This window comes from Streptomyces sp. TLI_053 (genome assembly GCF_900105395.1).
Taxonomy (GTDB): domain Bacteria; phylum Actinomycetota; class Actinomycetes; order Streptomycetales; family Streptomycetaceae; genus Kitasatospora.
The window spans coordinates 2,263,134-2,277,228 of the sequence record NZ_LT629775.1; the positions used below are offsets into that span (position 1 = coordinate 2,263,134).

Below are 14,095 nucleotides of genomic sequence, written 5' to 3' on the forward strand. Positions count from 1 at the left end.
AGGAGTCAAGATCGTGAGCGTCACCCAGCAGTCCGTGGAGCCCTCGGGGCCCTCGGGGGCCTCGGGGGCGGAGCCCGCGCCGGCACCGTCCGGCCGGCTCGGCTTCGTCGTCTTCATCACCGCCGCCGCGGCCCTCGGCGGCTTCCTGTTCGGCTACGACAGCTCCGTGATCAACGGCGCGGTCTCCGGCATCCAGGAGAAGTTCGGCGTCGGCGACGGCGTGACCGGCCTGATCGTCTCCTCGGCGCTGCTGGGCTCGGCCGTCGGCGCCGCCCTGGCCGGCCGGTTCGCCGACCGCTACGGCCGGATCACCGTGATGAAGGCCGGGGCGCTGCTGTTCGCGGTCAGCGCGATCGGCTCGATGCTGCCGTTCTCCGCCTGGGACCTCGCCTTCTGGCGGGTCCTCGGCGGAGCGGCCATCGGCATCGCCTCGGTGATCGCCCCGACCTACATCGCCGAGGTCGCGCCGACCAAGTACCGGGGCCGGCTCGCCTCCTTCCAGCAGGCCGCGATCGTGCTCGGGATCGCGATCTCGCAGCTGGTCAACTGGCTGCTGGCGGACGCCGCCGGCGGCGACACCCGCGGCGAGCTGCTCGGCCTGGAGGCGTGGCAGTGGATGCTCGGCATCTGCGTCGTGCCGGCCGCCGTCTACTTCGCGCTGGCCTCGACCATCCCCGAGTCGCCGCGCTTCCTGATCGCCGCCGACCGCCTCGACGAGGCCCGCGCCGTGCTCGCCGACATCGAGGGCCGGGACTCCGACACCGAGGCCCGGATCGCCGAGATCCGCGGCCTGATCGACTCGGACCACCGGCCGCGCTTCCGCGACCTGCTCGGCGGCCGCTTCGGCCTGCTGCCGATCGTCTGGGTCGGCATCGGCCTGTCGGTGTTCCAGCAGCTCGTCGGCATCAACGTGATCTTCTACTACTCGTCGATCCTCTGGCAGTCCGTCGGCATCGACCAGTCCAACTCGCTGCTGATCAGCTTCATCGGCTCGGTCATCAACATCCTCGGCACCGTGATCGCGATCCTGCTGGTCGACCGGATCGGCCGCAAGCCGCTCGCCCTGATCGGCTCGGCCGGCATGGCCGTCGCCCTGGGCGCCTGCGCCTGGGCGTTCTCCTCCGCCACCGGCAGCGGGGACGACGTCACCCTGCCCGACCTCCAGGGCACCGTGGCGCTGATCGCCGCCAACGCCTTCGTGCTGTTCTTCGCGCTGTCCTGGGGCGTGGTGGTCTGGGTGATGCTCGGCGAGATGTTCCCCAACCGGATCCGCGCCGCCGCGCTCTCGGTGGCCGCCTCCGCGCAGTGGATCGCCAACTGGGCGATCACCGTCTCGTTCCCGGCGCTCTCGCGCTGGAGCCTGTCGGCGACCTACCTCGCGTACGCGGTGTTCGCGGCGCTGTCGATCGTCTTCGTGGCGAGGTTCATGAAGGAGACCAAGGGCGTCCGCCTGGAGGACATGGGCTGAGGCCCCTGTTCGAGGTGCCCCTCGGCCCCCGCACCCTAGCGCGAGAGCGCCGGGGTCGGGGGCCGAATCGTTCACTCTCTGCGGCGGGCCGGGCACCTCCGGTTTCCTGTCCGGCAGGAGGGATGTCCTTGATCTTCGACCGGCTACGCACCCGCAGCACCCGCGGCGACCGAACGGACCGCGCCGACCGGACCGACCGCGGCCCGCGCCGCGCCGGCGCCGCACCCGTCGGCGCCTGCCCGTACTCGCACGGCCACGTCCACGGCCACCTGGTGCCGGAGGAACCCCCGGGCCCGGCCGCCGCTCCCCCGGACACGGCCGCCGACGACCACTTCACCGACCCCCGGCAGGCGGCCGACTTCGTCCGGCAGTTCCACCGCGAGCAACCCGCCGCCGGCGACGCCGCGGCCCGGGTCCGCGCCGTGCTCGACGAGATCGACCGCACCGGCACCTACGAGCACACCCCCGCCGAACTCGCCCACGGCGCCCGGCTCGCCTGGCGCAACGCCGCCCGCTGCATCGGCCGGCTGTACTGGCGCAGCCTGGTGGTGCGCGACCTGCGCCACCTCTCATCCGCCGACGACATCGCCGCCGAGTGCTTCGAGCACCTGCGCACGGCCACCAACGAGGGCCGGATCCGCCCCGTGGTCTCGGTGTTCGCCCCCGACCGGCCGGGCCGTCCGGCCGCCCGGATCGTCAACCAGCAGCTGATCCGCTACGCCGGGCACCCCGCCCCGGACGGCGGCTGGACCGGCGACCCGGCCGGCGCGCAGCTCGCCGCCCGGGCCCGCGACCTCGGCTGGAAGTGCGGCGAGGAGCCGTTCGAGGTGCTGCCGCTGCTGGTCCAGGAGCGGCCCGGCGAGCGGCCCGAGTGGTACGAACTGCCGGAGGACACCACCCTGGAGGTCCGGCTCTCGCACCCGGAGCACCCGTGGTTCGCCGAGCTCGGCCTGCGCTGGTACGCGGTGCCGGCGATCAGTGACATGACGCTGGAGATCGGCGGGGTCCGCTACCCGACCGCGCCGTTCAACGGCTGGTACATGGGCACCGAGATCGGTGCCCGGAACCTGGCCGACGCCGACCGCTACGCGATGCTGGCCACCGTCGCCGAACGGCTCGGCCTGGACACCTCCCACGAGCGCACCCTCTGGCGGGACCGCGCGCTGGTGGAGCTGAACGTCGCGGTGCTGCACTCGTTCCAGGAGGCCGGGGTGACCATGGCCGACCACCACACCGAGTCGGAGCGGTTCCTCAAGCACATCGCGCAGGAGAAGCGGCTCGGCCGGCCGACGCCCGCGGACTGGAGCTGGATCGTGCCGCCGGTCTCCGGCGGGCTGACGCCCGTCTACCACCGGTACTACGACCCGGTGGACCCCGAGCTGCGACCGGCGTTCGTGGCGCGCGAGCCCTGGTGAGGGCCCGGTCCGAGGTCCTGCGTCAGCCGTTCGAAGCGCAGCGCCAGCCCGTCGAGCAGCGCCTCCAGCCCGGTCTCGAAGGCGCCCTCGTCCACGGCCGCCCGGTGCTCGGCCAACCGGTGCGCCTCGCCGAGGTGGGGGTAGTCGGCCGCGTCGTACAGCCCGGCGTCCTCCGGGAAGCCGGCCGCGAAGGAGGCCAGCGCCGAGCCGGTGACGAAGTAGCGCATCAGCGCGCCGATCCTGGTCGCCTGCCCGCGCGGCCAGCCGGCCTCGACCAGGCAGCCGAACACGGCGTCGGCCAGCCGCAGCGCGTTCGGCCGGCGCCCGGGGCCCTGGGCCAGCACCGGGACGATGTTGGGGTGGGCGGCGAGCGCGGCCCGGTAGGAGCGGGCCCAGTCCCGCAGCGCCTCCGGCCAGGGCGCACCGGCGCCGAACATCGACAGGTCGACTTCCCCGATCACCCCGTCCACCACCGCGTCCAGCAGTTCGTCCTTGGTGGCGAAGTGGTTGTAGAGGGACGGCCCGCTCACCGAGAGCTCGCCGGCCAGGCGGCGGGTGGAGAGCGCGGCCAGGCCCTCCTCGTCGACCAGCCGCAGCGCGGCGGCGACGATGCGCTCGCGGTTGAGCAGGGGGGTGCGCGGGCGGGGCATCGGCGCGGCTCCTCCGGTGGACGGGTCGGGTGCGGGCGGGCGGGCGGTGCGGGCGGGCGGTGCGGGCGGGCGGGCGGGCGGTGCGGGTGTGAGGGTGGTGCGGGCGGTGAGGGCGGGTGTGCGGTCCAGCCGTCCGGCCGGTGCGTCCGGTCGGGTGGGCTCGGTGCGGGACGGGCCCGATTCTGGCAGGTCCCCCTTCCCAGGAGGCCCGGCCCGGGGCTACAGTCCCGGTAAAACTTGCAGCGCTAGTTTAACCGGATGGGTCGCTCGCCATGGATCTTGAGCTCTCCGAGGAACAGGCCGCCGTCCGCGACCTCGCGGCCTCCTTCACGGACCGCGAGATCGCCCCGCACGCCGCCGCCTGGGACCGCGCCGAATCGGTGGACCGCACGATCGTCGGCCGCCTCGGCAAGCTCGGCTTCCTCGGGCTGACCCTCCCCGAGGAGTACGGCGGCAGCGGCGGCGACCACCTCGCCTACTGCCTCGTCCTGGAGGAGCTGGGCCGCGGCGACTCCGCCGTGCGCGGCATCGTCTCCGTCTCGCTCGGTCTGGTCGCCAAGTCGGTCAACGCCTTCGGCACCGAGGAGCAGAAGCGGCACTGGCTGCCCCGGCTCACCTCCGGCGAGGCGCTCGGCTGCTTCGCCCTCACCGAACCCGGCACCGGCTCCGACGCCGCCAACCTCACCACCCGGGCCGTCTGCGACGGCGACGGCCACTGGCTGCTGAGCGGCACCAAGACCTTCATCACCAACGGCACCTGGGCCGACGTCGCCCTGGTCTTCGCCCGCACCGGCGAACCCGGCCACCGCGGCATCACCGCCTTCCTCGTCCCCACCGGACTGCCCGGCTTCGAGCGCACCGAGATCCACGGCAAGCTCGGCCTGCGCGGCCAGGCCACCGCCGCACTCTCCTTCGACGGCGTCCGGGTGCCCGACAGCGCCCGGCTCGGCGAGGTCGGCAAGGGCTTCACCGTCGCGATGGCCGCCCTCGCCAAGGGCCGGATGTCCGTCGCCGCCGGCTGCGTCGGCATCGCCCGGGCCTGCCTGGACGCCGCCGTCCGGTACGCCGGCGAGCGCGAGCAGTTCGGCGCGCCGATCGCCTCGCACCAGCTGGTGCAGCAACTGCTCGCCGGGATCGCCGTGGACGTCGAGGCCGCCCGGCTGCTCACCTGGAAGGTCGCCGACCACATCGACCGCGGCCTGCCGTTCGCCACCGAGTCCTCCGTCGCCAAGCTCTTCGCGAGCGAGGCGGCGGTGCGGGCCGCCAACAACGCGCTCCAGGTGTTCGGCGGCTACGGCTTCATCGACGAGTACCCCGTCGGCAAGTACCTGCGCGACGCGCGGGTGATGACCCTCTACGAGGGCACCAGCCAGATCCACCAGTTGCTCATCGGGCGCGCGCTCACCGGCGTCAACGCCTTCTGACCCGCCACCGGGGCACCCCTCCCGGCCGGCACCCCACCACCCTCACCCCTCTCCCAGAAGGAGATCCGACGCCGTGCGTCCCGTCTACTTCGCCGCCGCCCGCCGCACACCCATCGGCCGGCTGCGCGGAGCGCTCGCCCACGTCCGCCCCGACGACCTCTCGGCCACCGTGCTGCGCGCCCTGCTCGCCGACCTGCCCGCCCTCGACCCGGCCCGGATCGACGACGTCTACTGGGGCGCCGCCAACCAGGCCGGCGAGGACAACCGCAACGCGGCCCGGATGGCCGTCCTGCTCGCCGGGCTGCCCGACAGCGTGCCCGGCGCCACCGTGAACCGGCTCTGCGCCTCCGGCCTGGAGGCCGTCACCATGGCCGCCCGGGCGATCGGCTCCGGCGAGGCGGACGTGGTGCTGGCCGGCGGCTGCGAGTCGATGACCCGTGCCCCGTTCGTCCTGCCCCGCCCAGACGAGGCGCTGCCGCACCGGATCGAGACCTTCGACACCCGGCTCGGCTGGCGGCTCACCAACCCGCGGATGGCCGAACTGCACGGCGTGCTCTCGATGGGCGAGACCGCCGAGGAGGTGGCCGGCCGGTACGGCATCACCCGGGAGCGGCAGGACGCCTTCGCGCTGCGCAGCCACCAGCTGGCCGCCGCCGCGCGCAAGGACGGCCGGTTCGACGCCGAGCTGGTCCCGGTCGAGCGGGCCGACGGGGTGACCGTCGACCAGGACGAGTCGATCCGCGAGGACACCAGCCTGGAGAAGCTCGCCCGGCTCAAGCCCGCCTTCCGCCCCGACGGCACGGTGACGGCGGGCAACGCCTCACCGATGAACGACGGCGCCGCCGGGCTGGTCCTGGTCAGCGAGGAGGCGCTCGGCGACCTCGGACTGGAGCCGCTCGGCCGGTACGTGGCCGGCGCCTCGGCGGGCGTGCACCCGGACGTGATGGGCATCGGCCCGGTCCCGGCCACCCGCAAGGTGCTCGCCCGGGCCGGCTGGTCGCTGGCGGACCTCGCGGAGGCCGAGCTGAACGAGGCGTTCGCGGCACAGGTGCTGGCCTCCGTCGACCAGCTGGGCATCGACCCCGAGCTGGTCAACCCGACCGGCGGCGCGATCGCGCTCGGCCACCCGCTCGGCGGCTCCGGCGCCCGGATCCTCACCACCCTGCTGCACCGGATGCGCCGTACCGGCGGCCGCCGCGGCCTGGCCACGATGTGCGTGGGCGTCGGCCAGGGCACCGCGGTGCTGGTCGAGTCCGCCTGACGGCTTCCTTCCTCTCCCTCTCCACTCCCGACTTTCCGAGGAGCAGCACCATGACGCGTTTCGCAGGCAAGGTCGCCGTCGTCACCGGCGGCGCGCAGGGCATCGGCGCCGCGACGGCGCGCCTGCTGGCCGAGGAGGGCGCGACGGTGGCCGTCGTCGACCTCTCGGCCGAACGGGCGACCGGCACCGCCGAGGCGATCACCGCCAAGGGCGGCACGGCGCGGGCGTACGGCTGCGACGTGGCCGACTACGACGCCGTGGAGGCGGTGTTCGCCCGGATCGCCGAGGACCTCGGCGGTCTGCACATCCTGGTCAACAACGCCGGCATCACCCGGGACAACCTGTTCTTCAAGATGCCCAAGGCCGACTGGGACGCCGTACTGACGGTCAACCTGACCAGCGCCTACAACTGCAGCCACGTGGCGCAGAAGTACATGGTCGCGCAGAAGTGGGGCAAGATCGTCTCGCTCAGCTCGCGCTCCGCGCTGGGCAACCGGGGCCAGGCCAACTACGCCGCCGCCAAGGCCGGCATCCAGGGCCTGACCGCGACGCTCGCGATCGAGCTGGGTCCGTTCAACATCAATGTGAACGCCGTCGCCCCCGGCTACATCGCCACCCCGATGACCGCCGCGACCGCCGAGCGGGTCGGTTCCACCGCCGAGGACCACCAGGCCGAGGTGTCCGCCCGCACGCCGCTGCGGCGGGTCGGGCAGCCGGAGGAGGTCGCCTCGGTGGTCGCCTTCCTGGCGAGCGAGGAGGCTTCCTACGTCAGCGGCCAGACGCTGTACGTCAACGGCGGGGCGCGCTGACACGGAAGGTCGTCTGACGGATCATCAGAAGACCGTCCCTGGTGCTGGGTTACCTTCACCTGGGACGGTCTTGACCTTTTCCCGTGGCCGAAGACGACCATGCCGACAGTATGAAATGACTATGGCATGATCATGCGGCAGTCGATGGGATGGCCCAACCGACCCGACCGACCCCGGTCGGGCCCACGTCCCAAGGAGTCCCATGGGCAGCCCCCGCACCCTCCGCCGCGCCCTGGCTCTGCTCGCCGTCGGGGCCACCGCCCTCACGGCCGGCACCGTCTCCACCGGCTCCGTCGTCGCCGGCGCCACCACGGCGGGCGCACCGACCGCCGCCGGCGTCCACGTCCGGCCCGCCTCGGCCGGCCACGTCAACGCCCTCGGCCGCACCGCGCCGCTGTCCACCTCGGACTGTGTCAGCCAGCTCGGCATCCACTGCTACTCCCCGCTCCAGTACCGCGAGGCCTACAACCTGAACTCCCTCTACAAGGAGGGCGTCACCGGCAAGGGCCGCACCATCGTCATCGTCGACTCCTTCGGTTCGCCGACCATCCAGCACGACCTGGAGGTCTTCGACAAGCAGTGGGGCATCCCGGACACCCAGGTCGAGATCATGAAGTGGGGCAACGTCCCGCCCTTCGACCCGACCAACCCCGACCACACCGGCTGGGCCGGCGAGTCCACCCTCGACGTCGAGTACGCGCACGCCGTCGCCCCGGACGCCCACATCATCCTGGTCGAGACCGGCGTCGCCGAGACCGAGGGCACCGTCGGCCTGCCCGAGATGATGGACGCCGAGCAGGCGCTCATCCGCTCCGGCCGCGCCGACGTCATCTCGCAGAGCTTCGGCGCCACCGAGAACACCTTCCCCGGCTACGACAAGGGCGACTTCAAGTCGCTCACCGATCTGCGCTACGCCTTCAAGGAGGCCGCCGCGCACGACGTCACGGTGCTCGCCTCCTCGGGCGACAACGGGGCCACCGACGCCAAGGAGAACGGCTCGGACCTGTACCCGTACAAGGTCAACTCCTGGCCGTCCTCGGACCCGCTGGTCACCTCCATCGGCGGCACCCAGATGACCCTGGACGACGCGGGCAAGCGCACCGCGCCGGACAAGGTCTGGCACGACGCGTACGGCGCGGGCGGCGGCGGCGTCTCCGGCATCTTCGACCGGCCGCTGTACCAGACCGGCGTCGCCAGGGTCACCGGCAACCACCGCGGCACCCCGGACATCAGCATGAGCGCGGCCGTCGACGGCGGCGCCTGGACCTACGAGTCCTACGACCCCACCCGGGCCGGCTGGCACCTCACCGGCGGCACCAGTGAGGCCGCGCCGATCTTCTCCGGCGTCGTCGCCCTCGCCGACCAGCTCGCCGGGCACCGCCTCGGCCAGCTGAACTGGCGCATGTACGGCCTCAACCTGCTCCCGAACCAGTGGAGCGGCATCAGCGACGTGACCACCGGCGACAACTCCTGGGACACCGTGACCGGCTACCAGGCCGCCAAGGGCTACGACCTCGCCAGCGGCCTCGGCACCATCGACGCCGGCCGCTTCGTCCACGCCCTCGCGGGGCGGTAGGACCGCGGAGGTGCGGCCGTCCGCCGGAAGGCGGGCGGCCTCACCGTCATGTCAGACCGACCGCGCGAACTCGACGAAGGAGCGCCAGGCCGCGGAGGAAAAGGCGAGCCGAGGGCCGGACTTGTCCTTCGAATCGCGAACGAGCACCGACTCAGCCGTTTCGGCAACCTCGACGCAGTCGCCGCCCTCGTTGCCGCTGTGACTGCTCTTGAACCACACCAGATCGCCGCTCATCGCTCTCCCAGCATCTTCTCGATCAAGGACAGGGAATCGTGCGGAGAGTGCGCCTGTGCCCTGAGAGTGCCGTATCGCGCATTCAGGAGACGGACCTGCTCCGCATCCGTGACGAGCCTAGCGCTCGACTGCGCCTCGATATAGCCGGTCTGCGGACGCCCCTTGGGAGTGATCAGCTTGAACGAACCTTCAACGCTCGCGTTCTCGGCGCGATCCATCGGCATGATCTGAAGCGTCATCCCCCGGGTGTTGCCGATCTCCAGAAACCTTTCGAGCTGCCCTCGGTGAATCTCCGGCCCGCCTGCAGCACTCCCTCGTCGACCACCCAGCTGAAGACCGCGCGAGGCCACCGGGCCAGGATCTCCTGTCGCGCCATCCGGGCCGCCACCCGGATCTCGACCGTCTCCTCCGCCAGCACCGGCTGTCGCATCCGGAAGAGCGCCCGAGCGTAGTCCTCCGTCTGGAGCAGCCCCGGCGCCAGGTAGGAACTCCAGTCGTGGAGTTCAACAGCCTCTGCCTCCAGTCCGGCATAGTTCCGGAACCACTCCGGATGCCGCACTCGCGCCTTCGCCTTCGCCTTCTCGATGTCGTCCGCGGCCGCGATCAACAGCCCTCTCGCGTCCAACACCCGCTCCGACGACTCCAGCAGCTCCCGCTGCGGCGTCCGCTTCCCCTGCTCCACCGCGCCGATCAGGCTCTCGGTGTAGCCGACCTCCTTCGCGAACTGCTTCTGCGTCAGCCCCGCCTGCTCCCGCAGGAGCTTGATCTGCTGGCCGATCGCGTGCAGGAAGTCCGAGACCTCCGACAGGTCCTCGTCCAACTGCGGCCTCGCGTCACCGCTCTCGCCGCCACCCCGAACCTCAGCCATACCGGCCTCCCCTGGTCACCACCACATCGCTGTCCGCACCTGGCCGGGCACGCACCGTGCCCGGCCGACGCACCGTCAACGTAGGCGCGAGGAGGTCCGCTCCTCACGAAAGTCCGAACTCTTTCTCGACTCCCCCACGGCCGACACCCACCCCCGGCTCGCCACCGGATGCCGAGCCGAGTGCCCATCATCAGCGCTTCCCATCGATCAACTCCCTTGGCGCAAAAGCCCATCGGTCCGTACCGACGACCGGCGTCGACGCGGCACCGCCCCGACCGTCCGCAGGCGCACAACGAGGCACAGACCCGCCCCGCACCTCCCGCCCACCACCGCACGCCGGGCGCGCACCACCCTGCTCCGCATCGACCCGCACCGTCGCGACTCCCCTTCCTCGACATCAGGGGAATATTCGAGAATCAGCACCCAGGCCCGCCCGATCCCACGTCATCCTGAATCCGCCTGACCGACCATGAGGGGAGCACCTGTGAGTCGACGACTGCGGTACATCGGTAGCAACTCGGGGAACAACGGATGCCCGACGCTCTACGAGGACGTCGAGAGGAGAGGTAGTGGTGCAGGGCGACGCCGTCACCGATCCCGACGAGGTGGCTCAACTCCGCAACATCAAGCCCGGCGAAGGGTTCGTCGTCGTGCCCCGCGTACTGCTCTCGGACTTCTCTCCACGTGACGTGGACCGGGAGCCCGTGCTGATCGACTTCGAGGAGTTCGACGGCATGTTCGAGAACTTCGAGCACACGGCCTTCCGCCTGGAGACCCGCCGCCGGTACCGGTCCGACGAGCAGACCGAGACATACCGCCGGTTCACGGCCGACCAGGCGGCCGGATGGGACCTGGAGGACCCGTGGTGCCGTTCGCGCCGCGAGCAGGTGGCTCTGGGCAAGCGGTTCGAGCGGGTGAGGATCATGGACAACCCGCCCACGCCGGGGCAGCGGTACCTGCTCGACAACGCCGCGCGGAACTGCGCCGTCGGCGAGGACATCCGTTACCTCTGGCGCGCCGACGCCGATCGCCTCGGCCTTCCGCAGGAAGACGCCTGGCTGTTCGACTCGCGCGTGGTCGCCCTTCTGCACTTCGACCCCGACGACGACCTGACCGGCGTGGAGCTGATCACCGACCCGGTCCAGGTCGCCCGCGCCTGCCAGGTCCGTGATGCCGCCCAGCACTTCGCCACACCGCACCACGCGTTCACCGCCGAGGTACCGTCCGACGGGTGAGCACCGATTTCCAACAAGCAAGAATCGCCCTCGGCCTGCGGCTCCGCGAGCTGCGCACCGAGGGCGGCCTCACTGGACGACAACTCGCCGAGCGGCTGGGCTGGACACAGTCCAAGGTCAGCAAACTGGAGACCGGTCGGCAAACCGCCACCCCTGACGACCTCAAGGCATGGGCGACCGGTGTCGGTCAGCCCGGTGCGGCGTCCGAACTGACGGCCAGGCTGAAGGCGTTCGAGTCGCAGTACCGCTCATGGCGACGACAACTCGCGGCTGGACACCGGCCAGTGCAGGACACGCTGACGATCGAGTACGAGCAGTCGACCGTCATGCGCGCCTGGGAGGGCTCGATGATCGTCGGCATGCTCCAGACGGCCGACTACGCCCGGCACGTGTTCAACGCGTACGTCGACCTCCACCGGTCGCCGCGCGATGTCGAGGAGGCAGTGCGGGCCCGGATCCGACGGCAGGAGAGCCTCTATCGGCCGGGCAGGCAGTACCGCATCGTCATGGGGGAGGCCGCTCTGCGTGCCCGGCTCTGCCCGCCGACTGTCATGGCCGCCCAGCTCGACCGGCTCAGCGGTGTGATCGGCCTCGACACCGTCACCCTGGGGATCGTACCGTTCGAGGCCCAGCTCGCCCTGCCGCCCGCCAACGGATTCTGGATCTATGACGAACGGCTTGTCATCGTCGAGGACTGGCACGCGGAACTATGGCTGGAGCAGCCGGAGAACGTGGCCCTGTACACGCGCGTCTGGGACACGCTGGCCGACGCGGCCGCCTTCGGCTCGGAGGCCCACAGGGTTCTCAGGCGGTGCCGCAGGGCCCTCGGAGGCGTCTGAGGAATCCTCACCGATACGACCTGCGGGCCCTGGAATATTCGAGAATCACACGCCTTCCAACGGTCCCCGTACGCCTAGCGTCCTGGCCGAGAGCTCGTACCTCGGAGTCAGGAGAGTCGAGATGCTGTCGACCAGCACGGAGCAGATCAGGGGCCGGTCCCTGGTCGACCCGGCCCTGTTCGAACGGATGGCCACCCGGATCGCCAGGGACGAGGGGATGGACCTCTCGCTCGCCGAGCGCATCGTCGACCAGGCCCTCGCATTCCTCGGAGCCTGCGCGGTCAACCCCGGCGCCGGGCTCTCCCCGTCGAGCCTGGTGGACATCGGATGGCACGCGTTCATCCTCCACACCACCGACTACGCCGAGTTCTGCCGCTCGCTGTCCGGCGGGTTCCTCCACCATGTCCCGAGCGACGGCCCGGGCAAGTCCGCCGAAAGTGTCGGGCTCGCCGCCACGGTGGCCGTCGTGGAGGCGAGCGGATACGCCGTGGACTCCGAGCTGTGGGGCATGTCCGCCGATTGTTCCGAAGGCAGCGGCGGTGACGGAAGCGACACCAGTGGCAGCGGCAACTGCGCCCAGTGTCACCGTGGTTGCCACAGCAGCTAGCACCCGAGCAGATCGCCCGGCCGGCCCTGCGGTCGCAGGGCCGGGCGGGCCCGAACCGAGGAAAGTCCCATGGCCGACATCTGGAAGCACCTGCCGGACGCCCTGCGCGTCGGAATCGAGGCCCGGACCGGCGCGGTGACCGGCGTTGTCCCCGCAACGGCGGGAACAGCCTCCGACTTCGCCGCCACATTGGAGACGTCCGCAGGGTCCGTGTTCTGCAAGGCCGTCCGGGAAGACAACCCGAACGCGTGGATGCACCGCCTGGAGTCCGTCGTGAACACCGCTCTCCCACCGGACATCGCTCCCCGCCTGCTCTGGAAGGTCGAGGCCGACGGGTGGCTCGCCCTGGGGTTCGAGCAGGCTGCCGGCCGACACGCGGACCTGTCGCCGGGATCCGCCGATCTCCCCTTGGTCGCACGGACGTTGGAGACGCTCGCCGGCGCACTCACCCCGGCGCCACCGCTACGTGCCCTCAGCCTGGCCGACCGATGGTCGGGGCAGGACTTCTGGCACAACCTCGGCAGCCGTCACCGGGACCGGCTCGCCCCATGGACGCTGGCACGGCTGGACACACTGACCCGGGCCGAACACGACGCACCCGATCTCATCGACGGCAGGACGCTGGTCCACACCGACCTGACCGGTTCCAATCTCCTGGTGAACGGTGCGGCCGTCCGGGTCGTCGACTGGGCCTTCCCTGGGCCCGGCGCCGCATGGGCCGACACGGCTTACATGATCGTCAGACTGATCGAGGCCGGACACACCCCGGCGCAGGCAGAGCGCTGGGCCGAGAACGTCCCCCTGTGGCACGCCGCGCCCGCCCGGTCCGTCACGGCCTTCGCAGCGACCCTCACCGGCCTGTGGACCCTCCGCGCCGCGGAGGCGGCCGGTCCGCGCTGGGACGCGCTCAGCGCCCACGGCCTCTCGTGGCTCCGCCACCGGTTCAGGCAACCCTGGCCCACCACTGAGCACCGCGCTCACCGCACCACGACGTCGGCGTGGGAAGTCGACGGATCCGACTTCCCACGCCCCGCACCCGGCCGCTCAGGTGCCGACGAGTGAGAGAGTCCGGAGATGGAGATTGGCAACCGCACACTGACAGCGGACGTGATCGCGGCACTGACGTACTGGCCTGAGACCATCCACCGCGACGGGAAGTGGCCTCCGGACCCGGTGGATCTCACTGTGCTGCCGCCGTTCTTCACCGAGGTGCTGCAGGAGCTTCCCTGGTGGAACCGCGATTGGCGGGTCACCGACGTCGAGCCGGGTCGTCCCTTGGAGATCGCCAGTGATCACCGTGGCCTCCCGTACAGGTTCACCGAGGTGTCGGTTCCGGGCACTGCCGGTTCCAGCGGTGGCGAGAGTCTGCCTCTCGTCGCCAAGGTCGGGTTTGCGGGTAACTGCCTCGTCCGCTTCCAGGCCAAGATCGGCGACGTGGCGCTCGGCCCTGCCACCGCCCCGGCGGGGCAGTTGGAACCGCATCCGTTCGCCAGGGTGCTCGCCGGGCTGATGGACCTGCGCGGGATTCCGGTGCGGACCATGGCAAGGGGGACCGCACGGTCGATGTCCACCATCCACATGCTTCGTCGCGGGGTTCTCAACCCGGAGCCCCTGCTTGCCGAGGAGGTCGCCAAGGTTCTGGACATGTCCGAGGCGGACGTCAAAGTCATCGCCGGACTCGACGCAGACAGCAGCCGGTAGCCGACACC

Annotated in this window: 13 protein-coding genes and 1 pseudogene; 11 read left to right on the forward strand and 3 right to left on the reverse strand. The window is 71.4% G+C overall.

Going from position 1 to position 14,095, the window contains the following annotated elements; translation table 11 throughout:
• Positions 1-13 precede the first annotated feature (13 nt).
• Positions 14-1,468 (forward strand): sugar porter family MFS transporter, encoded by a 1,455-nt coding sequence (locus BLU95_RS08870; protein ID WP_502689817.1) that lies wholly within the window; start codon positions 14-16, stop codon positions 1,466-1,468.
• A gap of 122 nt (positions 1,469-1,590) precedes the next feature.
• The gene (locus BLU95_RS08875; protein ID WP_231978428.1) at positions 1,591-2,883 is read left to right on the forward strand and encodes a nitric oxide synthase oxygenase; all 1,293 of its coding nucleotides are present in this window, start codon (positions 1,591-1,593) and stop codon (positions 2,881-2,883) included.
• Here BLU95_RS08875 and BLU95_RS08880 read toward each other — a convergent pair.
• Positions 2,826-3,533: a TetR/AcrR family transcriptional regulator gene (locus BLU95_RS08880; RefSeq protein ID WP_093859514.1), complete on the reverse strand. Its 708-nt coding sequence runs from the start codon at positions 3,531-3,533 to the stop codon at positions 2,826-2,828. The two genes, BLU95_RS08875 and BLU95_RS08880, sit on opposite strands and share 58 nt — an antisense overlap.
• A 272-nt stretch (positions 3,534-3,805) precedes the next feature.
• On the opposite strand from BLU95_RS08880, the gene BLU95_RS08885 reads away from it, so the two are divergent.
• From BLU95_RS08885 to BLU95_RS08900, 4 genes are all read left to right on the forward strand, one after another.
• Positions 3,806-4,957, forward strand: a complete 1,152-nt coding sequence (locus BLU95_RS08885; protein WP_093859515.1) for an acyl-CoA dehydrogenase family protein — start codon at positions 3,806-3,808, stop codon at positions 4,955-4,957.
• 73 nt (positions 4,958-5,030) lie between these two features.
• A complete protein-coding gene (locus BLU95_RS08890; RefSeq protein ID WP_093859516.1) occupies positions 5,031-6,218 on the forward strand; it encodes a thiolase family protein in 1,188 nt (395 codons plus the stop codon).
• Positions 6,219-6,268: 50 nt separating this feature from the next.
• A complete protein-coding gene (locus BLU95_RS08895) occupies positions 6,269-7,027 on the forward strand; it encodes a beta-ketoacyl-ACP reductase (protein WP_093859517.1) in 759 nt (252 codons plus the stop codon).
• A gap of 202 nt (positions 7,028-7,229) precedes the next feature.
• Positions 7,230-8,603 (forward strand): S53 family peptidase, encoded by a 1,374-nt coding sequence (locus tag BLU95_RS08900; protein WP_093859518.1) that lies wholly within the window; start codon positions 7,230-7,232, stop codon positions 8,601-8,603.
• A 51-nt stretch (positions 8,604-8,654) separates the two neighbouring features.
• On the opposite strand, the gene BLU95_RS08905 is transcribed toward BLU95_RS08900, so the two are convergent.
• Positions 8,655-8,837 (reverse strand): DUF397 domain-containing protein, encoded by a 183-nt coding sequence (locus BLU95_RS08905; protein WP_093859519.1) that lies wholly within the window; start codon positions 8,835-8,837, stop codon positions 8,655-8,657.
• Positions 8,834-9,705, reverse strand: a pseudogene (locus tag BLU95_RS45005) (helix-turn-helix domain-containing protein). The gene BLU95_RS08905 and the pseudogene BLU95_RS45005 overlap by 4 nt, the downstream one beginning before the upstream one ends.
• A 572-nt stretch (positions 9,706-10,277) precedes the next feature.
• Here BLU95_RS45005 and BLU95_RS08915 point away from each other — a divergent pair.
• The 5 genes from BLU95_RS08915 (at position 10,278) to BLU95_RS08935 (ending at position 14,087) form a co-directional block, all read left to right on the forward strand.
• Positions 10,278-10,940 (forward strand): DUF6879 family protein, encoded by a 663-nt coding sequence (locus BLU95_RS08915; protein ID WP_353653547.1) that lies wholly within the window; start codon positions 10,278-10,280, stop codon positions 10,938-10,940.
• On the forward strand, positions 10,937-11,779 hold the full coding sequence (locus BLU95_RS08920) for a helix-turn-helix domain-containing protein (RefSeq protein WP_093859520.1): 843 nt from the start codon (positions 10,937-10,939) through the stop codon (positions 11,777-11,779). Before BLU95_RS08915 ends, BLU95_RS08920 begins: the two co-directional genes overlap by 4 nt.
• A 121-nt stretch (positions 11,780-11,900) precedes the next feature.
• Positions 11,901-12,386, forward strand: coding sequence for a glycine-rich domain-containing protein (locus BLU95_RS08925; RefSeq protein WP_093859521.1), 486 nt, complete (start codon positions 11,901-11,903; stop codon positions 12,384-12,386).
• Positions 12,387-12,455: 69 nt separating this feature from the next.
• A complete protein-coding gene (locus BLU95_RS08930; RefSeq protein WP_197698735.1) occupies positions 12,456-13,448 on the forward strand; it encodes a phosphotransferase in 993 nt (330 codons plus the stop codon).
• A 12-nt stretch (positions 13,449-13,460) separates the two neighbouring features.
• The gene (locus tag BLU95_RS08935; RefSeq protein ID WP_093859522.1) at positions 13,461-14,087 is read left to right on the forward strand and encodes a transcriptional regulator; all 627 of its coding nucleotides are present in this window, start codon (positions 13,461-13,463) and stop codon (positions 14,085-14,087) included.
• The last annotated feature ends 8 nt before the right edge of the window (positions 14,088-14,095 follow it).